The organism is Diaphorobacter sp. LR2014-1 (assembly GCF_002916785.1).
GTDB classification, from domain to species: Bacteria; Pseudomonadota; Gammaproteobacteria; order Burkholderiales; family Burkholderiaceae_C; genus Diaphorobacter; species Diaphorobacter nitroreducens.
The window spans coordinates 1-22823 of sequence record NZ_MTBE01000046.1 but is presented as its reverse complement, the minus strand read 5'-3'; the positions used below and the strand labels follow the sequence as shown (position 1 = coordinate 22823).

Annotated in this window: 23 protein-coding genes; 13 read left to right on the top strand and 10 right to left on the bottom strand. The window is 66.7% G+C overall.

Annotated features, from left to right (window positions below):
• The 5 genes from BV908_RS20000 to BV908_RS19980 form a co-directional block, all read left to right on the top strand.
• A partial coding sequence (locus BV908_RS20000; protein WP_103737516.1) for an IS5-like element ISDisp1 family transposase occupies nt 1–919 on the top strand: 919 nt, incomplete at its 5' end.
• A 147-nt stretch (nt 920–1066) separates the two neighbouring features.
• Entirely contained in the window at nt 1067–2191 is a 1125-nt protein-coding gene (locus BV908_RS19995; RefSeq protein WP_103739038.1) for a BMP family ABC transporter substrate-binding protein, read from the top strand.
• A gap of 84 nt (nt 2192–2275) precedes the next feature.
• Entirely contained in the window at nt 2276–3430 is a 1155-nt protein-coding gene (locus tag BV908_RS19990) for a BMP family ABC transporter substrate-binding protein (protein WP_103739037.1), read from the top strand.
• Nucleotides 3431–3634: 204 nt separating this feature from the next.
• Nucleotides 3635–4687 carry an adenosine deaminase gene (locus BV908_RS19985; RefSeq protein ID WP_015913824.1) on the top strand — a complete coding sequence of 351 codons (1053 nt, stop codon included), beginning with the start codon at nt 3635–3637 and terminating at the stop codon, nt 4685–4687.
• A gap of 123 nt (nt 4688–4810) precedes the next feature.
• Nucleotides 4811–7255, top strand: coding sequence for a penicillin acylase family protein (locus BV908_RS19980; RefSeq protein WP_103739036.1), 2445 nt, complete (start codon nt 4811–4813; stop codon nt 7253–7255).
• 108 nt (nt 7256–7363) lie between these two features.
• On the opposite strand, the gene kynA is transcribed toward BV908_RS19980, so the two are convergent.
• The 3 genes from kynA to kynB form a co-directional block, all read right to left on the bottom strand.
• Entirely contained in the window at nt 7364–8233 is an 870-nt protein-coding gene (gene kynA / locus BV908_RS19975) for a tryptophan 2,3-dioxygenase (protein WP_103739035.1), read from the bottom strand.
• Between the two features lie 2 nt (nt 8234–8235).
• A complete protein-coding gene (gene kynU / locus BV908_RS19970) occupies nt 8236–9549 on the bottom strand; it encodes a kynureninase (RefSeq protein ID WP_103739034.1) in 1314 nt (437 codons plus the stop codon).
• A 73-nt stretch (nt 9550–9622) separates the two neighbouring features.
• A complete protein-coding gene (gene kynB / locus BV908_RS19965; RefSeq protein ID WP_041839049.1) occupies nt 9623–10285 on the bottom strand; it encodes an arylformamidase in 663 nt (220 codons plus the stop codon).
• A 103-nt stretch (nt 10286–10388) separates the two neighbouring features.
• Between kynB and BV908_RS19960 the strand changes: the two genes are divergently transcribed.
• Nucleotides 10389–10856, top strand: coding sequence for an Lrp/AsnC family transcriptional regulator (locus BV908_RS19960; protein WP_015913819.1), 468 nt, complete (start codon nt 10389–10391; stop codon nt 10854–10856).
• 18 nt (nt 10857–10874) lie between these two features.
• On the opposite strand, the gene BV908_RS19955 is transcribed toward BV908_RS19960, so the two are convergent.
• Nucleotides 10875–11201, bottom strand: coding sequence for a YkgJ family cysteine cluster protein (locus BV908_RS19955; protein WP_015913818.1), 327 nt, complete (start codon nt 11199–11201; stop codon nt 10875–10877).
• Nucleotides 11202–11318: 117 nt separating this feature from the next.
• Between BV908_RS19955 and BV908_RS19950 the strand changes: the two genes are divergently transcribed.
• From BV908_RS19950 to BV908_RS19940, 3 genes are read left to right on the top strand one after another with little or no spacing between them, the layout of a single operon-like run.
• On the top strand, nt 11319–11612 hold the full coding sequence (locus BV908_RS19950) for a FeoA family protein (protein WP_015913817.1): 294 nt from the start codon (nt 11319–11321) through the stop codon (nt 11610–11612).
• A complete protein-coding gene (locus BV908_RS19945; RefSeq protein ID WP_103739033.1) occupies nt 11609–13510 on the top strand; it encodes a ferrous iron transporter B in 1902 nt (633 codons plus the stop codon). The genes BV908_RS19950 and BV908_RS19945 overlap by 4 nt, the downstream gene beginning before the upstream one ends.
• 23 nt (nt 13511–13533) lie before the next feature.
• Nucleotides 13534–13731, top strand: coding sequence for a hypothetical protein (locus BV908_RS19940; RefSeq protein WP_011806146.1), 198 nt, complete (start codon nt 13534–13536; stop codon nt 13729–13731).
• A gap of 130 nt (nt 13732–13861) precedes the next feature.
• On the opposite strand, the gene BV908_RS19935 is transcribed toward BV908_RS19940, so the two are convergent.
• The 4 genes from BV908_RS19935 to BV908_RS19925 all read right to left on the bottom strand — a co-directional run bounded on the left by BV908_RS19935 (nt 13862) and on the right by BV908_RS19925 (nt 16674).
• Nucleotides 13862–14206, bottom strand: a complete 345-nt coding sequence (locus tag BV908_RS19935) for a YkgJ family cysteine cluster protein (protein ID WP_011806145.1) — start codon at nt 14204–14206, stop codon at nt 13862–13864.
• Between the two features lie 143 nt (nt 14207–14349).
• Nucleotides 14350–14523, bottom strand: a complete 174-nt coding sequence (locus tag BV908_RS22535) for a hypothetical protein (protein WP_172734563.1) — start codon at nt 14521–14523, stop codon at nt 14350–14352.
• A 20-nt stretch (nt 14524–14543) separates the two neighbouring features.
• Nucleotides 14544–15461 carry an ornithine carbamoyltransferase gene (argF, locus tag BV908_RS19930; RefSeq protein WP_011806144.1) on the bottom strand — a complete coding sequence of 306 codons (918 nt, stop codon included), beginning with the start codon at nt 15459–15461 and terminating at the stop codon, nt 14544–14546.
• 16 nt (nt 15462–15477) lie between these two features.
• Entirely contained in the window at nt 15478–16674 is a 1197-nt protein-coding gene (locus BV908_RS19925) for an aspartate aminotransferase family protein (RefSeq protein ID WP_103739032.1), read from the bottom strand.
• A gap of 234 nt (nt 16675–16908) precedes the next feature.
• On the opposite strand from BV908_RS19925, the gene BV908_RS19920 reads away from it, so the two are divergent.
• Nucleotides 16909–17223 (top strand): DUF3579 domain-containing protein, encoded by a 315-nt coding sequence (locus BV908_RS19920; protein ID WP_011806142.1) that lies wholly within the window; start codon nt 16909–16911, stop codon nt 17221–17223.
• A 178-nt stretch (nt 17224–17401) separates the two neighbouring features.
• Here the strand turns inward: BV908_RS19920 and rpsT are convergent, their stop codons facing one another.
• Nucleotides 17402–17704 carry a 30S ribosomal protein S20 gene (rpsT, locus tag BV908_RS19915; protein WP_011806141.1) on the bottom strand — a complete coding sequence of 101 codons (303 nt, stop codon included), beginning with the start codon at nt 17702–17704 and terminating at the stop codon, nt 17402–17404.
• A gap of 104 nt (nt 17705–17808) precedes the next feature.
• On the opposite strand from rpsT, the gene murJ reads away from it, so the two are divergent.
• The 3 genes from murJ (at nt 17809) to ppk2 (ending at nt 21258) form a co-directional block, all read left to right on the top strand.
• The gene (gene murJ, locus BV908_RS19910; protein ID WP_015913812.1) at nt 17809–19374 is read left to right on the top strand and encodes a murein biosynthesis integral membrane protein MurJ; all 1566 of its coding nucleotides are present in this window, start codon (nt 17809–17811) and stop codon (nt 19372–19374) included.
• Nucleotides 19375–19387: 13 nt separating this feature from the next.
• A complete protein-coding gene (locus tag BV908_RS19905; RefSeq protein WP_103739031.1) occupies nt 19388–20236 on the top strand; it encodes a transglutaminase-like domain-containing protein in 849 nt (282 codons plus the stop codon).
• 107 nt (nt 20237–20343) lie between these two features.
• Nucleotides 20344–21258 carry a polyphosphate kinase 2 gene (ppk2, locus tag BV908_RS19900; RefSeq protein WP_103739030.1) on the top strand — a complete coding sequence of 305 codons (915 nt, stop codon included), beginning with the start codon at nt 20344–20346 and terminating at the stop codon, nt 21256–21258.
• A 121-nt stretch (nt 21259–21379) separates the two neighbouring features.
• Here ppk2 and BV908_RS19895 read toward each other — a convergent pair whose 3' ends face one another.
• On the bottom strand, nt 21380–22762 hold the full coding sequence (locus tag BV908_RS19895; protein ID WP_103738416.1) for an IS701 family transposase: 1383 nt from the start codon (nt 22760–22762) through the stop codon (nt 21380–21382).
• Nucleotides 22763–22823: the final 61 nt, after the last annotated feature.

Sequence of the window (22823 nt, the reverse complement as noted above, 5' to 3'; positions counted from 1 at the left end):
GCCACCGGAGATGCTGCTCAAGGCCTTGCTGCTGCAGATCCTGTTCTCCATCCGCAGCGAGCGCCAGTTGGTCGAAGCGATCAACTACAACCTGCTGTACCGCTGGTTCGTGGGCCTGAACATCGAAGACAAGGTCTGGGACCACTCCACTTTCAGCGCCAACCGCGAACGTCTGTTCAACGAAGACCTCGCCCGCGCCTTCTTCGAGCGCGTCAAGCTCAGTGCCCAGTGGGGCAAGCTCGCCAGCGACGAGCACTTCAGCGTGGACGGCACGCTCATTGACGCCTGGGCCTCGCACAAGAGCTTCAAGCGCAAAGACGACGACAGCGGCACGCCGCCTGGGCGCAACCCCGAGGTGGACTTCAAGGGGCAGGAGCGCTGCAACGACACCCACGAGAGCACCACGGACGCCGATGCCCGGCTGTTCAAGAAGAGCCAGGGCGACAAATCCCGCCTGTGCCACATGGGGCACATCCTCATGGAGAACCGCAACGGGCTGATCGTGGATGTCGAGATCACCCACGCCAGCGGCACGGCCGAGCGCGAGGCGGCGCTGGCCATGTTGGAGCGTCGGGGCAACAGGAACAAACGGGCCACGGTCGGTGCCGACAAGGGCTACGACAGCAAGGCCTTCATCAAAGGCTGCAGAAAGCTCAAAGTCACGCCCCACGTGGCGGCCAAGGACAAACACTCGGCGGTGGATGCGCGAGTGACACGGCACGAGGGCTACAAGACCAGCCTGAAGGTGCGCAAGCGCATCGAAGAGGCCTTTGGCTGGATCAAGACCGTCGGTGGTCTGGCAAAGACCAAGCTGATCGGTCAGGCCAAGCTCACGGGCCAGGCGCTGCTGTGCTTTGCCACCTACAACCTTGTGCGAATGGGCAGCATCGGCGGCTGGTGGGACGCGCATCATGCGTGAGCCCAGGGATACGTGCGCCCGAAATGGGCGGGAGGGCCTGCAAACCGGCCAGATGGGCCGTTGCAATCGCTGCGCAGACGCGTCTGGGCAGCTCGTGTCTTCGCACTCAGCGTCCCTGATGCGTTCGAAAAGCACTTTTTCAACGGCCTGTTAAAGGCTGTGGCCCTGTCGGCTGTGGCCCTCGCCACGCTGGCGGCCTGCGGCAAGAAGGAAGAGGCGCCTGCCGCCGCACCGGCACCGGCCGCCGCACCCGCGGCCGACAAGCTGAAGATCGGTTTCATGTATGTGAGCCCCATCGGCGATGGCGGCTGGACCTACCAGCATGAGCTGGGCCGCAAGGCGATCCAGGAGAAGTTCGGCGACCGCATCGAGACCTCGTTCGTCGAGAGCGTGCCCGAGAGCGCCGACGCCGAGCGCGTGATGCGCGACATGGCAGGCCAGGGCAACAAGCTGATCTTTGCCACGAGCTTCGGCTACCAGGAGTTCGTGCAGAAAGTTGCGGCCGACCTGAAGGACGTGAAGTTCGAGCACGCCACTGGTTACAAGCAGGCCGACAACGTCGCCACCTACGACACCAAGACCTTCGAAGGCGCGTACCTCGCGGGCATCGTTGCGGGCGGGATGAGCAAGACCAAGACCGTGGGGGTGGTGGCCTCGGTGCCGATCCCCGAAGTGGTGCGCAACATCAACAGCTTCGTGCTGGGCGCGCAGAGCGTGGACCCGTCGATCAAGGCCAAGGTGGTGTGGGTCAATGAATGGTTCAGCCCGCCCAAGGAGGCCGAGGCCGCCGCATCGCTGCTCAACGGCGGCGTGGACGTGATGTACCAGAACACCAACTCGCCGGCCGTGCTCAAGGCGGCGGAGGAGCGCGGCGCGCGCGCCTTCGGCAAGGACGGCGACATGAGCGCCTATGCGCCCAAGGCGCACCTGGGCTCGGCTGTGATCGACTGGACGCCCTACTACACCAAGGTGGTCGAGGACACGCTGGCCGGCAAGTGGCAGGGCGGCGCGCACTGGTGGGGTGTGAAGGAGGGGGCGATCGACCTCTTGAAGATTGCTGACGACGTGCCGCAGGAGATCAAGGACCGCGTGGCCAAGGCCAAGGCAGGCATGCAGGATGGCAGCTTTGCCGTCTGGACCGGCCCCATCAAGGACAACGCTGGCAAGGAAGTGCTGGCTGCCGGCACGGTGGGCGATCTGAAGTTCCTCTCCGGCATCAATTTCTACGTGGCCGGCGTGGAGGGCAAGGTGCCCGGCACCGACGGCAAGTGACAAACGCGGGCGCGCCCCTCAAGATGGGCGCGCCTTTTGCTTTGAAACCTGGGTCCGCTTTCACATTCCGACGAAAGAAAAACCATGACTGATCTGCGCAAACGTTCCCTGTTCCAGATGGCTGCACTGACGGCCGTCGCCGCCACCGCTTTGGTGGCCTGCGGCAAGAAGGAGGAGCCGGCTCCGGCGGCCCCCGCGCCGGCTGCGGCACCAGCGGCTGCGGCTGGCCCGCTGAAGATCGCCTTCGCCTACGTGGGGCCTGTGGGCGATGGCGGCTGGTCCTACGCGCATGACCAGGCGCGCAAGAAGCTGGAGGCCGAGTTCGGCGATAAGATCCAGACGTCGTACGTGGAAAGCGTGCCCGAAGGCCCAGACGCCGAGCGCGTGCTGCGCGACATGGTCACGCAGGGCAACAAGCTGATCTTCGGCACCACGTTCGGCTACATGGACGTGATCCAGAAGCTGGGCGCCGAGTTCAAGGACGTGAAGTTCGAGCACGCCACCGGCTACAAGACCAGCGACAACACGCGCATCTACGACAGCCGCACCTACGAGGGCGCGTACCTCGCGGGCATCATCGCGGGCGCCATGACCAAGACCAATACGCTGGGCGTGGTGGGCTCGGTGCCGATTCCCGAGGTGATCCGCAACATCAACAGCTTCACGCTGGGCGCGCAGAGCGTGAACCCGCAGATCAAGACCAAGGTGGTCTGGGTCAACGAGTGGTTCAGCCCGCCGAAGGAGACCGAAGCCGCCACTTCGCTGATCAATGGCGGCGCCGACGTGCTGTTCCAGAACACCGACTCGCCCGCCGTGCTCAAGACCGCCCAGGAAAAGGGCAAGCGCGCCTTCGGCTGGGACAGCGACATGACGGCGTACGGCCCCAAGGCCCACCTGGCGTCGGCCATCATCAACTGGGCTCCGTACTACATCAAGGCCACGAAGGACGTGCTGGAAGGCACCTGGACCACCGGCCAGCACTGGTGGGGTGTGAAGGAAGGCGCGATCGACCTCGTCTCCATCGCCGAGGACGTGCCCGCCGAGGCCAAGGCCAAGGTCGATGCGGCCAAGAACGGCCTGAAGGATGGCAGCTTCGTGATCTGGAAGGGCCCCATCGTGGACAACGCGGGCAAGACCGTCCTCGACCAGGGCGCAGTGGCCGATGACAAGTTCCTCACCAGCATCAGCTTCTACGTCAAGGGCGTGGAGGGCCAGGTGCCCGGCGGCGACAAGAAGTAAGCGGCCATTGCCGCACCAGGCGGCTTTCTTTGCGGAGATCGTCCGCCCGGTACAACGAGCCACCCTTCGGGGTGGCTTTTTTGTCGGTATGGCCATGCCCGCCGTTGCGGGCCGGGAGGTGTTGCACATGGGCGCCGACAAGGCATCATCGGCCTACCGCCGCGACGTCCCGTAGGTTGCGGCCTCATTTTTTGGAGCCTGCCGATGTTCAAGGTCCCGCCCATTCCCGCCGAACGCCTGCCCGGCCTGCTGAGGGCCATGCCCAAGGCCGAACTGCACATCCACATCGAGGGCTCGCTCGAGCCCGAGATGATCTTCGCGCTGGCACAACGCAACGGTGTCCCGCTGCCCTACGCCAGCGTGGAAGAACTGCGCCGTGCCTACGCCTTCACCGATCTGCAGAGCTTCCTGGACATCTATTACGCAGGCGCCAGCGTGCTGCTGCATGAGCAGGATTTTTACGATATGGCCCGCGCCTATCTTGCGCGAGCAGCTATGGATAACGTAGCGCATGCGGAAATCTTCTTCGACCCGCAGACGCACACCGCGCGGGGCGTGCACATCGAGACCGTGATCAACGGTCTGCACCGTGCCTGCGCGGACGCGCGCAGCAGCCACGGCCTGTCTGCGTCGCTCATCCTGTGCTTTCTGCGGCACCTGAGCGAGGAGGATGCCCTCGCCACGCTGGAGCAGGCCCTGCCGCTGCTGGACCGCATCGTCGGCGTGGGGCTGGACAGTAGCGAGCGAGGCCACCCGCCCGAGAAGTTCGCCCGCGTGTTCGAGCGCTGCCGCGCCCTGGGCCTGCACGTGGTGGCCCATGCGGGTGAAGAGGGTCCGCCGGCCTATATCTGGAGCGCGCTGGACGTGCTGCAGGCCGAGCGCATCGACCACGGCGTGCAGGCCGTTCACGACCCGGCGCTGATGCGCCGACTGGCCGATGAGCGCATACCGCTCACCGTGTGCCCCTTGTCCAACCTGAAGCTGTGCGTGTTCCCGCGCCTGGCCGATCACAACCTGCTGCAGTTGCTGGAGGCGGGGCTGGCGGTGACCGTGAACTCCGACGATCCCGCGTACTTCGGCGGTTACGTCAACGACAACTTCACGCAGCTCTTCGCGGCGGTGCCGGCGCTCACGGCGCGCCATGCCTACCAGTTGGCCTGGAACAGCTTCGAGGCCAGCTTTGCTGCCGAAGCCGACAAGCGCGCATGGCACCACCGGCTCAAGGAGTGCTTCGAGCAGTTCACGGAGAACGACTGAGGTACCGCGGGGCGTGTCGCTCGCGCGCAGCCGGGTGCTAGGCATTCCGCTGCGTTGCGTCTATCCTGCGTTGGCCCGGGCCGGGGGACCGGCAGGGGTGCACCACAACAAAGGAGACAACGCATGCAAGAGAGAGTGACTCGTGCTGCGGCGCCACGCGCGCTGTTGGCGACGGCGGTCCTGGCCCTGCTGGCCGGCTGCGGGGGCAACGACGATGCGGACGATGCGCCGCTGGCGTACCAGGCGGAGATCCGCCGCACCGCGATGGGCGTGCCGCACATCAAGGCCTCCAACTGGGCCGGCGGTGGCTTCGGTATGGGGTATGTCCAGGCGCAGGACAACCTGTGCACGCTGGCGGATGCCTTCCTGACCTACCGGGGCGAGCGCTCGCGCTACTTTGGCGGCAGCGCACAGCTGGTCTACAACAGCACCATCGGACGCCCGCGCAACATCGACTCGGACTTCTTCCACCGCCATGTGATCTCCGCCGACGTGGTGCAGAAGATGGCCGCGGCGCAGCCCGAGAATCTGCGGCAGATGGTCGAGGGCTTCGTGGCCGGCTACAACCAGTACGTGGACGTTGCCAAGAAAGGGACGGCCCACGCCGCCTGCCGCAGCGAGGCATGGGTGCAGCCCATCACGCAGGAGGACGTCTGGCGCCGCATGTACGCGGCCAACCTGGCGGGGGGGTACAGCAATTTCGTGGAGGCCATCGCCAATGCCGTCGCCCCTGCCGCAGCCAAGGCCGGCGCGGCGCAAGACGCGCAGACCGCCCCGTCCCTGGACCAGCGCCTGACCACACCTCCCGCCCTGCAGGTGGGCGGTGACGCGGGCATCGGCAGCAACATGTATGGCTTTGCGCCGGCGGCCACGGGCGAGTCCAGCGGCGTGATGTTCGGCAACCCCCACTGGTACTGGAAGGGGCCGGACCGGTTCTACCAGGCCCAGGTCACGATCGCCAATCAGGTGAACGTCAGCGGCGTCGGATTCCTGGGCGTGCCGCTGGTGCTGATCGGCTTCAACGACAACGTCGCCTGGAGCCACACGGTCTCCACGGCGCGGCGCTTCGGCTTCTTCCAGCTGCAGTTGCAGTCGGGCGACCCCACCACCTACCTGCGTGACGGCCAGCCGGTCAAGATGGCGCCGCGCAGCATCACCGTGGCCAGCCGCAATGCCGACGGCACGCTGAGCGATGTGACGCGCACGCTGTACACCTCCGAGTACGGGCCGTTGGTCAACCTGGCGGGGCTCAACCCCGCTCTGGCGTGGAGCCAGAGCACGGCCTTCGCCATCCGTGACATCAACGGCGAGAACTTCCGCACCTTCCGCAACTGGATGCGCTGGAACCAGGCGCGTTCGCTGGAAGAGTTCATAGCCATCCAGAAGGAAGAGTCCGCGATTCCATGGGTCAACACGGTGGCCGTGGGGCGTGGCAGCGCGCGGGTTTGGTACGCGGACATCGGCGCGGTGCCCAACGTGTCGCCCGAGCAGGTGGCCGCGTGCACCACGCCGTTCGGCGCGGCCGTGGGCGCGGCGCTGCCCAACGTGCCGTTCTTCGACGGCTCGCGCAGCGCCTGCGACTGGCAGACCGATGCGGACTCCAAGCAAAAGGGCGCCATCGGCCCGTCGCGCATGCCCAGCCTGTTGCGCGAGGACTATGTGGGCAACATGAACGACAGCTACTGGCTGTCCAACGCGAATGCGCCGCTCACGGGATACCCGGCCATCTTCGGTCCCGCGGGCACGGCGGCGTTGACGTTGCGCACGCGCCTGGGCCACACCATGGCCCTGGAGCGGCTGGCCGGCACCGACGGCTACACCGGCAACAAGGCCAGCGCCGCCATCGTGCGCGACATGGTGCTGAACAGCCGCGTGTTCTCGGCCGAGCGGTTCAAGGACGAGATCCTGACGCTGATCTGCACGCCCTCGCAATGGATGGTGAACGGTGCCACGGTGGACGCCACGCAGGCCTGCGCCACGCTGCGTGCGTGGGACAACCGCGGGAACAAGGAGTCCCGGGGCTCCCATCTGTGGGACGAGTTCTGGACCCGCGTGCCCACCACCGGGCTGTACTCGGTGCCCTTTGACGCGGCCGACCCGCTGAATACCCCGCGCGGTATCAACGTGGCGGCCGTGACCGCGCTGCGCCAGGCCATGGCCACGGCCATCAGCCGCGTGGGGCAGAGCGGGTTCGCGCTGGATGCACCGCGCGGCGAAGTGCTGTTTGCCACCAAGGGCGGTGCCAAATTGCCGCTGTACGGCGGCTGTGGCGGCGTGGGCTACTTCACCATCACCTGTTCCGAGAACGACATCACGGCGGGCGGCTACAGCATGGACGGGCAGCCGCATGGCAACTCATACGTGCAGGTGGTGAGCTTCCCCTCCAGCGGCGTGCAGGCCCATACCTTCCTGACGTTCTCGCTGTCCGACGACCCGGCGTCGCCGCATTTTGGCGACTACACCAAGGCCTACAGCGCCAAGCAGTGGGTGCGCATGCCGTTCTCGGAGTCCGAGATCACGGGCCACCCGGACTACCGGACGACCACCGTCTCCGCCAGCGCCAAGTAACGGCGCGCAACGGCGCGCCGGTGCCATGCGCACCGGCCGGGACGACCCTCCGTGCAAAGGCCCCGCCATGCGGGGCCTTTGTTCATGGAGCGCCGGGGAGGCGGCAGTTCACAGCGCGGTGCGCAGCCGCCAGATCTCGGGGAACAGCACCACGTCCAGCATCTTGCGCAGGTAGCTCACGCCGCCGGTGCCGCCGGTGCCGCGCTTGAACCCGATCACGCGTTCCACCGTGGTCACGTGGCGAAAGCGCCAGAGGCGGAAGGCATCTTCCAGGTCGGTGAGCTCCTCGCCCAGCTGGTACAGGTCCCAATACCTTTGTGGATCGCGGTACACGGTCAGCCAGGCCTGTTCCACGGCTTCGCTGGCCTCGTAGGGCTGGCGCCAGTCGCGCTCGGTATGGCTGGCCGGCACGGGCAGGCCGCGGCGCGCCAGCAGGCGCAGTGCTTCGTCGTAGAGCGAGGGCGCCTCGTAGGCCGTCTGTACCTGGGCCAGGCGATCGGGGTGGTGGGCATGGGGCTGCAGCATGGCGCGGTTCTTGTTGCCCATGGCGAACTCGATGCACCGATACTGGTAGCTCTGGAAACCGCTGGACTGGCCCAGGTACGGGCGCATGGCGGTGTACTCGGGCGGCGTCATGGTGGCCAGCACGTCCCAGGCGTGCACCAGCTGCTCGAGGATCTTGGACACGCGCGCCAGCATCTTGAAAGCGGGCGGCAACTCGTCACGCGCGATATGGGCGATGGCCGCGTGCAGCTCATGCAGCATGAGCTTCATCCACAGCTCGCTGGTCTGGTGCTGCACGATGAACAGCATCTCGTCGTGCGCGGGCGAGAGGGGCTTTTGCGCGCCCAGCACGCTGTCCAGCTGCAGGTAGTCGCCATAGCTCATGTTGTGGCTGAAGTCGAGCTGTGCGCCCTCCTGGCGCACGATGGCTTCGGTGGCGCCGGAGGATGCGCTGGGGTGGTGGGGGCAGGTCATGGTCAGGTCACGGCGTTGAGGTGGTTGAACTCGGGCTTGCGCCATTCGCCGGATTCCAGCACCTGGCGCAGGTGCTGCACGGCATTCCACACGTCTTCAAATCCGACATGCAGCGGCGTGAAGCCAAAGCGCAGGATGTCCAGGTGCTTGCCGCCGTCGCCCTTGCGGAAGTCGCCGACCACGCCGCGCGCGATCAGGGCCTGCACGATGGCGTAGGCCCCGCTGCCGACGCCCTGAACGCCCAGGCCCTCGCCACGTGTCAGGCACACCTGCGAGCCGCGCGCCGCATGATCGCGCGGCGTCGCCAGTCCCAGGCCGTGGTCGGCGCAGTGCTCCTCGACCAGCGCGATGAATAGATCGGTCAGTGCGAGCGACTTGGCGCGCAGCGCCGCCATGCCGCCCAGAGGCTCGGCGGCGGTAAAGATGTCCAGCCCGCACTGCAGGGCCGACAGGCTCACGATGGGCTGCGTGCCGCAGAGGTAGCGTGCGATACCCGGTGCGGGCTGATAGTCGGGCGTGAAGGCGAAGGGTGCGGCATGGCCGAACCAGCCCGACAGCGGCTGCGCAAATGTCGCATCCGGGCGGTCCGCCAGGCGCGGGTGCACCCACACGAAGGCGGGCGCGCCAGGGCCGCCGTTGAGGTACTTGTAGCTGCAGCCCACCGCATAGTCGGCATTGGCGTCCAGCAGGTGCACGGGCACGGCGCCCGCGCTGTGGCACAGGTCCCAGACGCACAGAATGCCGTGGGCGTGCGCCTGCGCGGTCACGGCGGCCATGTCGTGCATGGCGCCGGTGCGGTAGTTCACGTGGGTGAGCAGCAGGACGGCGACCTGGGGCGTCAGCCGCGTGGCGATTTCCTCGGGCTCCACCAGCACCAACTCCAGTCCGTACTCCTGGCACACGGACTGGGCGATGTACAGGTCGGTGGGGAAGTTGCTGCGCTCGCTGACGAGCTGGGTGCGACCGGGATGGTCCGCGCGGGCCACGCGCGCGGCAGCCGACAGCACCTTGTACAGGTTGACCGAGGTGGTGTCGGTGAACACCACCTGGTCCGGCCCTGCACCGATCCAGGGGGCGAACTGGTTGCCCAGGCGCTGCGGCAGGCTGACCCAGCCAGCCTTGTTCCACGAGGTGATGAGGTCCTGTCCCCATTCCTGCTGCACTACTTGGGCCACGCGCGCCGGCGTGGCGCGGGGCAGGGCGCCCAGGGAATTGCCGTCCAGGTAGATCACGCCCTCGGGCAGGCTGAAATGGTCGCGCAGGCTGCGCAGCGGGTCCTGCGCATCGCGTGTGCGGCACTCTTGCAAGGTAGTCATGTGGTTTTTGCTATTAATAAAGTAGCTGTTAGCGCTTGCTGCACGAGCGTTAGAGGCCAAAACGGCTTGATGGTTATGCGCGCGGCGGCAGCGCACGCAGCACGGCGCGCACGGGCGATGCGTCGGCCGTGGTGAGCTTGAGCGGCAGCGCGATGAGTTCGTAGTCGCCCTCGGGCACATCGTCCAGCACCAGGTTCTCCAGCACGCGCAGGCCACGCCGGCGGATCACCTGGTGGCTGGGCAGCGGCTTGCTGTCGGCGGGGTCGATGCTGGCGGTGTCGATGCCCACGAGCACTACGCCGGCGTCGGCCAGGCGCTCGATGGTGTCGGGCGCGTAGGCCGTGAGGCCCGCGTCCCAGCGGTCCACGGGCATGCGGGCGTAGGTGCGCACCAGCACCCGCGGCGGCAAAGTGCCCGTCATTGCATGGGCAATGTGGGTCCATTCGATGAGCGGCCCGCAGTCCAGCGCATGCACCACGCGGCAGGGGCCGATGAAGGCTTCCAGCGGCACGGCGCCGATGGCTGCGCCGTCCGCTGCGTAGTGCAGGGGCGCGTCAGCGTGCGTGCCCACGTGGGGCGAGAGCGTGAGTGCGCTCACGTTCACCGGGCAGCCGGGGCCCAGTGTGGCGCTCCACTGCTGCTGGTAGGGTGTATCGCCCGGGAACACCGGGCTACCCGCATGCACGGGGGCAGAGATGTCCCACAGCGCGGGCGATGGCGTGGAGGTGGCGGTCATGCCGCGCATGCTATGCGCGCCGGAGGGGTGGGTAAATGGTTTATCCCTGATGGGTGACTCATTTGGATAATCCATTCTCACAGAGACATTTTTGGGTTAAATCATGCAAGCCGAGATCGATCGTACCGACCGCCAGCTGCTGCGCGCGCTGCAGGACAACGCCCGCCTGACCTCCGGCGAACTGGCCGAAATGGCGCACCTGTCGCAGTCGCCCTGCTGGCGGCGCGTGAAGCGGCTGGAGGACGCCGGGGTAGTGCGCGGCTACCACGCGCAGCTGGACCGGCGTGCGGTGGGGCTGGGTGTGATGGCTTTCGTGATGGTGGGCATCGACCACCAGACGGAGGCGCTGTCCGTGGCGTTCGAGGAGGCGGTGTGCGCCATTCCCGAAGTGGTGCTGTTCCACGGCATCTCGGGCCCCGCGGACTTCCTGCTGGTGGTCGTGACGACCGACCTGGACGCGTATTCCGAACTGCTGCAGCGGCGCCTGCACCGCCTGCCGGGCGTGCGCCAGGTACAGACTTATTTTTCGCTGCAGGAGTTCAAGGGGCGCATCGGCGGATTGCCCGTGTGAAAGCGGGTCCTGCGGCGTTCAGAGCACCAGCCCGTCCAGTGCCGGCAGATGGTGGCGCTGGCGCGCGCGGTTGCAGGCAGCGCTGCCGGCTTCGAATTCGCGGCAGGGGGAAGGGCGCCACTCGTAGATGCCGCAGGCCGCGCGCTCGCCCACCTGGCCCGTGAGGGCCGCGCAGCGCGGCTGCGCATGGTCCGTGCCGCGCATGCGCGCGGTGTGGTCCGTGACCGGCACCACCAGCCCATCGGGAACGCAGCCGCCCAGCTCCTCCGTCTCGTGCACCGAGAAGTCCACGCGAAAGCTGGCGCAGCAGGCGCCACAGGTCAGGCAGGGGTGAAGAGTGGTCATGGCGTGCGTCGCAGGGGTTGTCATTGTGACGCGCCACAGGTCCTGATGTGCATCAATCCAGCAGCGTGCAGTTCCATTAGAATGAGAATTACTTTTATTCATTGACTGCAATACAACATGCTTCACACGGGGAATGACGCCGCGCAGCCGCGGGGGCTGGACACCTTGCCGCATGGCGTGCCGGCCACGGTTGCCGGGCTGCTGCCGGCGCAGGATGGCCGGTCGCAGGCCATGGTGCTGCGCCTGATGGAGATTGGTTTCCTGCCGGGCGAGCCGGTGCGCGTGATTGCCCGGGGCTTTCCCGCGGCCGACCCCCTGGCCGTTCGCGTGGGCCAGGCCACTTTTGCCCTGCGCCGCCATGAGGCGGCCCTGGTGCAGGTGCGCGTGGATGCGCTGGAGGCCGCGGCATGAGCACGGCGGCATCTCCCCTGCACATCGCGCTGCTGGGCAACCCCAACTGCGGCAAGACGGCGCTGTTCAACGTGCTGACCGGCGCACGCCAGAAGGTGGCCAACTACGCGGGCGTCACCGTGGAGCGCAAGGAAGGCCTGTTCACCACCGCCGGCGGCCGGCGCGTGCGCGTGCTGGACCTGCCCGGCGCCTATAGCCTGCACGCGCAGAGCCTGGACGAGGCCGTCACCCGCGATGTGGTCACCGGCCGCCGCCCAGGAGAGGCCATGCCCGAGCTGCTGGTCTGCGTGACCGATGCCACGCACCTGCGCCTGAACCTGCGCCTGGTGCTGGAGGCGCGCGACCTGGGCCTGCCCATGGTGCTGGTGCTGAACATGAGTGATATGGCGCAGCAGCAGGGCATCCAGATCGACCGCGAAGTCCTGGCGCGCGAACTGGGCCTGCCCGTGGTGACCACCGTGGGCGTGCGCGCCGACGGGGCGCGCGAGCTGCTGCAGTGGCTGGACACGGCCACCCCGCAGGCCGCCCGCGGCGCCGCCGTGGGCACGCAGGCGCCACCGCCCGTCAATGCGCTGGAGGAAGACCGCCCGCAGCGCGTGCAGCAATTGCACCAGGAAGTGCGCCGCATCATGGGGCTGGCCGTGCGCGAGCCCGCGCTGCGCCTGCAGCGCGACGACCGCATCGACGCCGTGGTGCTGCACCCGCTGTGGGGCATGCTGCTGCTGGCAGTGACGCTGTTCCTGATGTTCCAGGCCGTGTTCAGTTGGGCAGAGGTGCCCATGGGCTGGATCGAAGGCGCCACGGCCGCCGTGGCCGAATGGCTGAACGCCCACATGGCCGAGGGGCCGCTGCGCAGCCTGCTGGCCGACGGCGTGATCGCCGGCGCAGGCGGGGTGCTGGTGTTCCTGCCGCAGATCCTGATCCTGTTCTTCTTCATCCTGGCGCTAGAGGAATCCGGCTACCTGCCGCGCGCGGCCTTCCTGCTGGACCGCGTGATGGGCACCGTCGGCTTGTCGGGACGCTCGTTCATTCCGCTGCTGTCCAGCTTCGCCTGCGCGGTGCCGGGCATCATGGCCACGCGCTCCATTCCGGACTGGCGCGACCGGCTCGTCACCATCCTCATCGCGCCGCTGATGACCTGTTCGGCCCGCCTGCCGGTGTACGCGCTGCTGATCGCGGCCTTCATCCCCGATCGCACGGTGGCGGGGCTGTTCAACCTGCAGGGGCTGGTGTTGTTCGCGCTGTACCTGGGCGGCATCGTGAGCGCCATGGCCGTGGCGGCCGTTGCGCGGCTGGCGCGGCGCGGCGACGGCGCCACGCCGCTGCTGATGGAGCTGCCCGCCTATCGCTGGCCCAGCGTGCGCAACCTGGCGCTGGGGCTGTGGGAGCGCGCGGGCATCTTCCTGCGCCGCGTGGGCGGCATCATCCTGCTGGTCACCATCCTGCTGTGGTTCCTGTCGTCGTACCCCGCGCCGCCGGCCGACGCCACGGGGCCGGCCATCGAATACAGCTTCGCCGGGCGCATCGGCGCCGCGCTGGAGGTGATCTTTGCGCCCATCGGCTTCAACTGGCAGATCAGCATCGCCCTGGTGCCCGGCATGGCCGCGCGCGAGGTGGCGGTGAGTGCTCTGGGCACGGTGTACGCGATTGCCGCTTCGGCCGACGACACGGCCGCGCAGCTCGCACCCATGCTGGCGGCGCAATGGTCGCTGGCCACGGCGCTGTCGCTGCTGGTGTGGTTCATCTTCGCGCCGCAGTGCGTCTCCACCATCGCCGCCGTGCGCCGCGAGACCAACGGCTGGCGCTGGCCGCTCGTCATGACGGGCTATCTCTTCGCACTGGCCTATGCGGCCAGCTTCATCACCTACCGCGTGGCCCTGGCGCTGGGCGGTGGTTGAAACCGTCACCAAGGAGCAGAACCATGTGGCAAGACATTCTCACCGCCGTGATCGTGGCCGTGGCCGCCCTGGCGCTGCTGTGGCGCTGGCTGCCGCAGCGCTGGCGCGCCCGCGCCGCGCGCGTGCACCCGGCACTGGCGCCCATGGCCAAGACCGGCAGCAGTTGCGGGGGCTGCAATGCCTGCGCCGGAGACCGCTGCGCGCCGGCACGCAAGCCCTGAAGCCGGGATAGCCCCGCCGCGGGCCTAAAAGCATAGCTGCCGGCGCTTTCCAGGCAAAGGTTTCAGTATCGAAACTATCTGAAATCATTGCCTGGCAAGCGCCGGCAGCTCTTCTTTTTGAAGAACCAATTCAAGCGGCCTGCGGCCACTCCTGCGTGTCGCCCAACGGCGGCAGGCCCAGCTTGGCGCGCGTGTCGTGGCAACCGTAGGAGGCGAACGGAAAGTCGCGGCACGGCTGGGGACGTTGGTCGTAGATGCCGCAGCCGATGCAGCCGTTGCCCAGGTCGGCCAGTGCCACGCAGCGCACGGGGTGGCGCTCGGTGCCGTTCATGCGGTAGCGGTTGCCTCCGGCCTCATGGGCCAGGGCGTCGGGCACGCGCCCGCCCATGGACTGCAGTTCATAGACGGAGAACTCCACGCGGTAGTTCTGGCAGCATGCACCGCAGTGCAGGCAGGGGTGGACGGGGACGGACATGCAGGTTCCTCGGGTTCTGGTGCATCGGCAAGGGGCCCCATCCCAGGTGCGACGCGCAGTCGGCACCGGGGATCGCGGGCGATCAGGGGGAGCGATGGGAGGGCGGGCATGCGCTGGGGCGCCTGCCGCGCAGAACCGGGCCGCTAGGTGTGGCCCTGGAGGAACTTCAGGTAGAAGGTATGAATGCGCACCTGCAGCGCATGCACGCGTGCCGCCATGCGCCGGGCGGCCGCGTGCAGTTCAGGCGCCAGCGGGCGCTGGCGGGCGGGGCAGGGTGGATGGCCCGGGCGCGTGGGGTGGAGTTGCGCCAGGGCCATGGGTGGGATGCGGGATGGGTTTAGACGCGGCCGAGCAGCAGGTACTCCATGAGTGCCTTCTGCACGTGCATCCTGTTTTCCGCCTCGTCCCAGACGACGGACTGGGGGCCGTCGATCACGTCGGCCATGACCTCCTCGCCGCGGTGCGCGGGCAGGCAGTGCATGAACAGCGCGTCGGGCTTGGCCACGGCCATCATCTCGGCGTCCACGCACCAGTCGGCAAAGGCCTTGCGGCGCGCTTCGTTCTCGGCCTCGTAGCCCATGCTGGTCCACACGTCGGTGGTCACCAGGTCGGCGCCGCGGCAGGCATCCATGGGATCGGCAAAGACCTTGTAGCAGCCCGCGCGGTGGGGCTTGCCGCCGAAGGCGAGCTTCTCGTCCACCTCGTAGCCGCCGGGGGTGCTCACGTGCACGGTGAAGCCCAGCAGATCGGCCGCCTGCAGCCAGGTGTTGGCCATGTTGTTGCCGTCGCCCACCCAGGCGACGACCTTGCCCGCGATCGAGCCGCGGTGCTCGATGTAGGTGAACAGGTCCGCCATGATCTGGCAAGGATGGAACTCGTTGGTCAGGCCGTTGATGACGGGCACGCGCGAGTATTCGGCGAAGCGCTCGATCTTGTCGTGGCCGAAGGTGCGGATCATCACCAGGTCGGTCATGCGGCTGATCACGCGCGCGCTGTCCTCGATGGGCTCGGCGCGACCCAACTGACTGTCGCCCGTGGTCAGGTGCACCACGCTGCCGCCCAGCTGGTACATGCCGGCCTCGAAGCTCACACGCGTGCGGGTGCTGGCCTTCTCGAAGATCATGGCCAGGGTGCGGTCGGCTAGCGGGTGGTACTTCTCGTAGCTCTTGAACTTGCCCTTGATGATGGCGGCGCGCGAGAACAGGTAGTTGTATTCGTCGGCGGTGAAGTCGGTGAATTGCAGGTAGTGCTTCATACGCGGTCGATCTTCTTCATTCAGACAGGAAGGTCTGCACGAGGGGTGTGAGCAGGGCGACGATCTCGTCGGCCTCTGCGCGCGTGAGGATGAGCGCGGGCACCAGGCGGATCACGCGCTCGGCGGTCACCGACAGCAGCAGGCCGGCCTCGGCTGCGCGATCGATCAGCACGCCGCAGGGGCGGTCCAGCTCCATGCCGATGATCAGGCCCTGGCCGCGCACTTCGTTCACGCCAGCGGTCTTACCCAGCGCGCGTTGCAACTCGGCCTTCAGGTGGGCACCCACGTCCGCGGCGTTCTGCAGCAGGCCGTCTTCTTCCATGATGCGGATGGTTTCCACACCCGCGCGCATAGCGAGCGGGTTGCCGCCGAAGGTGGAGCCGTGGTTGCCCGGCTTGAGCACCTGTGCGGCGGCGCCGTGCGCCAGCACCGCACCCACGGGCACGCCCGAGCCCAGGCCCTTGGCCAGGGTCATCACGTCCGGGACGATGCCGGCCCACTGGTGGGCAAACCACTTGCCGGTGCGGCCCATGCCGGCCTGCACCTCGTCAAGCATCAGCAGCCAGCCGTTGGCGTCGCACAGCGCGCGCACCTGCTGCAGGTAGTCCGCGCGCATGGGATGCAGGCCACCTTCGCCCTGGATGGGCTCCATCATCACGGCGACGATGTTGGGGTTGCCTTCGGTGGCCTCCTGCAGCGCCTCGATGTCATTGGGCGCCACGCGCAGGAAGCCCTCCAGCAGCGGGCCGAAGCCGTTGCGCACCTTGGGGTTGCCAGTGGCGGTCATGGTGGCGATGGAGCGGCCGTGGAAGGCATGGTCGTAGACCACGATCACGGGTTTTTCGATGCCCTTGTCCACGCCGTACTTGCGCGCGATCTTGATGGCAGCCTCGTTGGCCTCCAGGCCGGTGCTGCAGAAGAACACGTTGGTCATGTGCGCGCGCTCGGTCAGCAGCTGGGCCAGCTTTTCCTGTCCCGGCACATGGTAGTAGTTGGAGGTGTGGATCAGCTTGGCGATCTGGTCCTGCAGCGCCGGCACCAGCTTGGGATGGTTGTGGCCCAGCGTATTCACGGCGATGCCGCCCAGTCCGTCGAGGTACTGCTTGCCGTTCACGTCCCACACACGCACGCCCTGGCCTCGCTCCAGCGCGATGGGTACGCGGCCATAGGTGTTCATCACGTGGGGCGAGGCAGCCTCGACAAATGCGGTCATGCGGACATCTCCTGACAAGAGAGGGAAACGGGGAACAGCCCCAAAAAGGGAAATGCGATTCTAGGGGCTGCCCTCGCGCGCACCATTGAAGATTGCGCATCACATTCATGCGCTGCGCTTGCGTTCAATGCTGGCAGGCGGTGCTGGGGCATTGGAGGGTAGCTCTTATATAAGAGTTAGAATCCGTGCCACGCCGACGCACAAGGTCGGCGCCCCTTACACGACCCGAACCCGATGGTTGCTCCCTCCTCCAAAGAAGTCTTCATCCAAGGCATTACCCTCGAAGGGAGGACCTTTCGGCCCAGCGACTGGGCCGAGCGCCTGGCGGGGGTCATGAGCCAGTTCCGCCCCGGCGGTGCCGTGCCTGGCAGCCACCTGAACTACTCCCCCTGGTGCATTCCTACCAGCATGAACGGAGTGAAGTGCGTGGTGGTCCACCGCGACCTGCAGGCGCACGAGCCCATGGCGTGGGACTTCGTGCTCAACTTTGCCAGAGACAACAACTTGCAGGTCGTCGAAGCCTGCCTGCTCCCCGATCCCAAGGCCTGACAACACAGGCCTTTTCTTTTGGGTGGGCGTGTGTGCCCCCGGGGTGCTGTGCCGAGCAGCGCCGGGCACAAAAAAACCGCCCGGAGGCGGTTTCTCTGCTTTGCTGACAGCGCACCCGTTACAAACGGCGGGTGGCGAGCCACCCGGGCTGTTGGCCTGCGCGGGGCAGGCGGTGAATTTAGGCGGCTGCCAGAGCCAAGGCTTTCACCTTGGCGGACAGGCGGCTCTTGTCGCGAGCTGCCTTGTTCTTGTGGAAGATGCCCTTGTCGGCGATGGTGTCCAGCACGGACTGGGCCTTGGCGAACAACTCGGTTGCCTTGGTCTTGTCACCGGCCAGAACAGCCTTCTCGACGTTCTTGACGGCGGTGCGGTACTTGGAGCGCAGCGAGGTGTTGGCTGCGTTCAGCTTGAGGCCTTGGCGGGCGCGCTTGCGGCCCGATGCCAGGCGGGGGTTCTTTTTCTTTGGCTTTCCAGATGCCATGGTATGTGTTCCTTGTGTCTGAGGATGTTGTCAGCAAAGCCGGCCATTATAGCGCAGCCGCCATTTCGGGCGTGGCGCGACGCCAAACGCATACACTTGCGCCGGTGTCCCTGTTCAAAGCCGCTTCCACCGTATCGCTGTTGACCCTGGCCTCCCGCGTGACGGGCCTGGTGCGTGATCTGCTCATGGCCTCGATGTTCGGCGCCAACGTTCTGACAGACGCTTTCAACGTCGCTTTTCGCATTCCCAACCTGTTTCGCCGCTTGTTCGCCGAAGGGGCGTTCAGCCAGGCCTTCGTGCCCGTCCTGGCCGCGCACAAGGCGCAGCATGGCGATGAGGACACCCATGCACTTGTGAACGCCGTGGCCACGGCGCTGTTCTGGGCGCTGCTACTGACCTGCGTGCTGGGGGTGGTAGGAGCGCCGCTGCTCGTGTGGGCGCTGGCCAGCGGGTTGCGCCAGAGTCCGGAGGGGTTCGACGCCGCCGTGTTCATGACGCGCTGGATGTTCCCCTACATTGGATTCATGTCGCTGGTGGCCCTTTCGGCGGGCGTGCTCAACACCTGGAAGCGCTTTGGCGTGCCGGCCGCCACACCCGTGCTGCTGAACCTGTGCATGATCGCGGCCGCTTGGCTGGGCGCGCCACAACTGGCGGCGCGGGGCATAGAGCCCATCTACGCCATGGTGGGCGGGGTGATGGGCGGCGGGGTGCTGCAACTGGCGGTGCAACTGCCCGCATTGCGCCGCCTGGGGCTGCTGCCCCGCATCGGCATGACCTGGGGCAGGGTACGCAGTGCCTGGCAGGACCCAGGCGTGCGCCGCATTCTTACCCTGATGGCGCCGGCGTTGCTGGGCGTGGGGGTGGCACAGATCTCGCTGATGATCAACACGCAGATCGCGTCCTATCTCACACCGGGCAGCGTGACATGGCTGTTTTATGCCGACCGCCTCATGGAATTTCCCACGGCCCTGCTGGGTGTGGCGCTGGGCGTGGTGCTCACGCCGCAGTTGTCGGCCGCCAAGGCTGCGGGGGATGGTGAACGCTACTCGGCCATGTTGGACTGGGGGCTGCGCATCGTGGTGCTGCTGGCCGTACCCTGCGCCGTGGGACTGCTGACCTTCGCAACGCCGCTGGTGGCCACGCTGTTCCACCATGGTGCGCTGAACGACGGCGACGTACGGCAGATCTCCGTGGCGCTGGCAGGCTATGGAGCGGGGTTGCTGGGCCTGGTGGCCATCAAGGTGCTGGCGCCGGGTTACTACGCCAGCCAGGATATCCGCACGCCCGTGCGCATCGCCATCGTGGTGCTGGTGGCCACGCAGATCATGAATGCCGCGCTAGTGCCCCTGCTGGCGCACGCGGGGCTGGCGCTGTCGATTGGCCTGGGTGCGCTCATCAACGCCCTGTGGCTGCTCACGGGGCTGCTGCGGCGGGGAAGCTTTCGCCCCCGCGAAGGCTGGGGCCGGTTTGCGCTGCAGGTGATTGCCGCCAGTGCGCTGCTGGCCGTGTTCCTGCTCTGGGCCTCCCACCACTTCGACTGGCTGGCGCTGCGGGCGCACAGCCTGCAGCGTGCGGGACTGCTGGCGCTGCTGCTCGCCGTATCGGCCGCGCTGTACTTTGGCGCGCTGTGGGCCTGCGGGCTCAAGCTGCGCCAGCTGTTGCGCCGCTGAAGGGAGAGGGCGCATGGCGTTGAGCTATTCCGTTCCCACGCCGTTGGAGTATTTCGCGTCGCTGGTCCAGGTGCCGCAGGGCGGCGCCATCGCGTTGCTGGAGTCGGCGGCCTGCATCGCGCAGGACGAATATCCGCGCCTGGATGTGCAGCAGTTCCTGGACGAGATGGACCGCCTGCAGGCGCGGCTGCAGAGGCGCATTGCGCAGGATGCCGAACCGCTGCTGCGGCTCAATCTGCTCAACCAGTTTTTCTTTGGCGAACTGGGCTTTGCGGGCAATCTCAACGACTACTACGCGCCGGGCAACAGCTATTTGCACGTCGTGCTGGAGACACGGCGCGGCATTCCCATCTCGCTGGCGGTGCTGTGGCTGGAGCTGGCGCAGGGCGTGGGCCTGCGTGCGCACGGGGTGGCCTTTCCCGGGCATTTCCTGGTCAAGGTGCTCATGCCCACGGGCCAGGTCGTGATGGACCCGATGACGGGGCTTTCCCTCTCGCGCGAAGCGCTGGGCGAGCGGCTGGAGCCTTTTCGCCGCGGACACGGACCGCTGGAGGACGAAGCTCCGCTGGGCCTGTATCTGCAGGCCGCCACGGAGCGGGACATTCTTGCGCGCATGCTGCGCAATCTGAAGGAAATCCACCGCGCGCGCCAGGACTGGAGTCGCCTGGTGGCGGTGCAGGACCGGCTCATCGTGTTGCTGCCCGATGCCTGGAGCGAGTGGCGCGACCGCGGCCTGGCGTATGCGGAGAGCGGCGCATCCCTGCAAGCGCTGGAGAACCTGGAGACCTATCTGGCCCATGCTGAGGGTGCCGAAGATGCCCCTGCGATCGCACAGCGCGTGAAAGAATTGCGCCGTTTCTGATCCAGGCCAAGCGTGCCATGTGACAAAAACATGGCAAAAGCGCACCATGTCATGTGCTGGACACGAAGAGTTGTCACCATCTTCTGCCTGCTGAGAAGGTACCAGTCATGCCGCATATATCCGAGATCAATTCCCACGAACTCATGGAACGCATCGCCGACGATCTGGCCGACGGCTATGACGAGGAGTTGGAGCTGGAGATCGAGGACCGCGCCTTCGATGAGCACGGCCTGCAGGCGCCCGTGGACCGGCTGGCACGCCAGCAATATTTCCGGGAGCTGTTCCGCCTGCAGGGCGAGCTGGTCAAGCTGCAAGGCTGGGTGCAGCACTCAAGGCAGAAGGTGGTGGTGATCTTCGAGGGGCGCGACGCCGCCGGCAAGGGCGGGGTGATCAAGCGCATTACCCAACGGTTGAACCCGCGCGTGGTGCGCGTAGCGGCGCTACCTGCGCCCAATGACCGCGAGCGCACGCAGTGGTACTTCCAGCGCTATGTGGCGCACCTGCCGGCGGCAGGCGAGATCGTGCTCTTTGACCGCAGCTGGTACAACCGCGCGGGCGTCGAGAAAGTGATGGGCTTTTGCACGGAGGACGAGTACGAGGAGTTCTTCCGCAGCGTGCCGGAGTTCGAGAAGATGCTCGTGCGCTCAGGCATCCGGCTCATCAAGTACTGGTTCTCGATCTCCGACGAGGAGCAGCACCTGCGCTTCCTGGGGCGCATCCACGACCCGCTCAAGCAGTGGAAACTGAGCCCCATGGACCTGGAGAGCCGCGTGCGCTGGGAGGAATACACCAAGGCCAAGGAGGCGATGCTGGAGCGCACCCACATCCCCGAGGCCCCCTGGTGGGTGGTGCAGGCCGTGGACAAGAAGAAAGCGCGCCTCAACTGCATCGCCCACTTGCTGGAGCAGCTGCCGTATGCCGATGTGCCGCATACCGAGGTGGTGCTGCCCGACCGCGTGCGCCACCCGGATTACCTGCGCCAGCCCACACCCGGCAGCATGATCGTGCCCGAGCGGTACTGACGATTGACGACTGGGCGGGTGATCCTGTCCACGCCAAGGCAAGCGGAGGCCGGGGGAGCCGAGCGCCTTGGGGCGCTCGGACGTGCCTTTAATCTTACTGTGTCACAAACGTAGTCGAGCGCTAATGGCGGCGCAATGCGGGCAATGTCCCAGGGCGCCTGCGAGTGCGACGCTCAACTGAAGGCGCAGCGTCCTGATCGAGTCCGGCACGTGACGCTGCGCGCGCTGGGCTTGCCCGAGGGATGTAATCCGGGGAAACGGCAGGCACTTGGCGTTTGACGAAGTTTTTTTTACCTCCTGCATCGCTGCCGGCTTTCAGCCGCTGCTCCATCAGGAAACCGTAAGCGGCGATGCTCAGGCTGGCGTGATGGTGAAAGCCCCGCCAACCCCGTCCCTCATAGTGGCCCAGCCCCAGGTCCTGCTTGAGATCCTGGTAATCGCGCTCGATGCGCCAGCGCATGTGCGCGGCGCATACCAGGTCGTTCAGTGCCGTGGTTTCGGGCAGCGTGGACAGGTAGTACTTCTCGGGCTCGGCCTGATCTGCGGGCCACTCGATGAGCAGCCACTGCTGGGGCAGAAGACGCGCCTTGCCGACGTTGCCCCCGGCGCAGCGTACCCGCAGCGCCGCAAAGCGACCCGTCAGGCGCCCGTTTGTGCCTTCGCGCCAACTGATGTTCTGGAATGCGCTGTCCGGCAAGGACTGCGCCAATACCTTGACGCTCACAGGCTGTCTCTTAGCGGTGCGCCGTGGCATCACCGGTGGACGGCCCATGCCGCTGTAGGGCTTCGGCGGCAGGGGCTCCACTCCGGGTGGCCAGACCACCACGGCCGAGGTGATCCCGACCACGTAGGACAAGCCCAGATCGGTCAGCCCCTGACGAAACGCGTAGTCGATCCCGTAGCCGGCGTCGGCCAACACGCAGTGCCTGGGTGCTCCTTCAGAGAGCAGACCCCGTAGCTTTTGCAGGGCAATGTGAGGCTTGGTCGCAAACTCGATGTCTTCGGGAATCCCGGCCTTGAGTCTGCGCTCGGTGTCTTCGGCCCAGTTGCGGGGCAAGTACAGCTGCCAGGCCACCGGCAGGCTGCCTTGTTCGCAGGCCAGCGAGACGCTGACAGCCACTTGGCAGTTGTCCTGCTTGCCCAGCACCCCGCAGTATTGGCGTGTCACGCCTACCGAGTGCACTCCTTTCTTGGGAAAGCCTGTGTCATCGACGATCCACCAGCCGCCAGCACTGAAGTCCATATGCGGCACCACCCACTGCGCCACGCGATTGAGCAGTTGCTGGTCGCTCCATTGGGCCTTGGCAACAAAGTGATGCAGGGCTTGGTGCCGGGCGCTGGCTCGCAGCGGATCGACGCGGGCGGCCATGGGCTCGACGCTCTTGCGCGACAGGGGCAGCATCAGGCCGGTGCAATACCCAGCCAACCCTGCTTGACGGTCGGCATGGCCAAGCCCTTCGGCCAGATGAACCATGTAGCGATCAAATTCTTTGGATATGTCCATCGCACCCCATTCACAGGGACAGGTGGGCATATCATGCATTACTTTTTATGACACAGTAAGA

Excerpts from the sequence above, each read along its gene's own strand:
- BV908_RS19990 (WP_103739037.1), top strand. The coding sequence starts at position 2,276 with ATGACTGATCTGCGCAAACGTTCCCTGTTCCAGATGGCTGCACTGACG.
- BV908_RS19985 (WP_015913824.1), top strand. The coding sequence starts at position 3,635 with ATGTTCAAGGTCCCGCCCATTCCCGCCGAACGCCTGCCCGGCCTGCTG.
- BV908_RS19980 (WP_103739036.1), top strand. The coding sequence starts at position 4,811 with ATGCAAGAGAGAGTGACTCGTGCTGCGGCGCCACGCGCGCTGTTGGCG.
- kynA (WP_103739035.1), bottom strand. The coding sequence starts at position 8,233 with ATGACCTGCCCCCACCACCCCAGCGCATCCTCCGGCGCCACCGAAGCC.
- kynU (WP_103739034.1), bottom strand. The coding sequence starts at position 9,549 with ATGACTACCTTGCAAGAGTGCCGCACACGCGATGCGCAGGACCCGCTG.
- kynB (WP_041839049.1), bottom strand. The coding sequence starts at position 10,285 with ATGACCGCCACCTCCACGCCATCGCCCGCGCTGTGGGACATCTCTGCC.
- BV908_RS19960 (WP_015913819.1), top strand. The coding sequence starts at position 10,389 with ATGCAAGCCGAGATCGATCGTACCGACCGCCAGCTGCTGCGCGCGCTG.
- BV908_RS19955 (WP_015913818.1), bottom strand. The coding sequence starts at position 11,201 with ATGACCACTCTTCACCCCTGCCTGACCTGTGGCGCCTGCTGCGCCAGC.
- BV908_RS19950 (WP_015913817.1), top strand. The coding sequence starts at position 11,319 with ATGCTTCACACGGGGAATGACGCCGCGCAGCCGCGGGGGCTGGACACC.
- BV908_RS19945 (WP_103739033.1), top strand. The coding sequence starts at position 11,609 with ATGAGCACGGCGGCATCTCCCCTGCACATCGCGCTGCTGGGCAACCCC.
- BV908_RS19940 (WP_011806146.1), top strand. The coding sequence starts at position 13,534 with ATGTGGCAAGACATTCTCACCGCCGTGATCGTGGCCGTGGCCGCCCTG.
- BV908_RS19935 (WP_011806145.1), bottom strand. The coding sequence starts at position 14,206 with ATGTCCGTCCCCGTCCACCCCTGCCTGCACTGCGGTGCATGCTGCCAG.
- BV908_RS22535 (WP_172734563.1), bottom strand. The coding sequence starts at position 14,523 with ATGGCCCTGGCGCAACTCCACCCCACGCGCCCGGGCCATCCACCCTGC.
- argF (WP_011806144.1), bottom strand. The coding sequence starts at position 15,461 with ATGAAGCACTACCTGCAATTCACCGACTTCACCGCCGACGAATACAAC.
- BV908_RS19925 (WP_103739032.1), bottom strand. The coding sequence starts at position 16,674 with ATGACCGCATTTGTCGAGGCTGCCTCGCCCCACGTGATGAACACCTAT.
- BV908_RS19920 (WP_011806142.1), top strand. The coding sequence starts at position 16,909 with ATGGTTGCTCCCTCCTCCAAAGAAGTCTTCATCCAAGGCATTACCCTC.
- rpsT (WP_011806141.1), bottom strand. The coding sequence starts at position 17,704 with ATGGCATCTGGAAAGCCAAAGAAAAAGAACCCCCGCCTGGCATCGGGC.
- BV908_RS19905 (WP_103739031.1), top strand. The coding sequence starts at position 19,388 with ATGGCGTTGAGCTATTCCGTTCCCACGCCGTTGGAGTATTTCGCGTCG.
- ppk2 (WP_103739030.1), top strand. The coding sequence starts at position 20,344 with ATGCCGCATATATCCGAGATCAATTCCCACGAACTCATGGAACGCATC.
- BV908_RS19895 (WP_103738416.1), bottom strand. The coding sequence starts at position 22,762 with ATGGACATATCCAAAGAATTTGATCGCTACATGGTTCATCTGGCCGAA.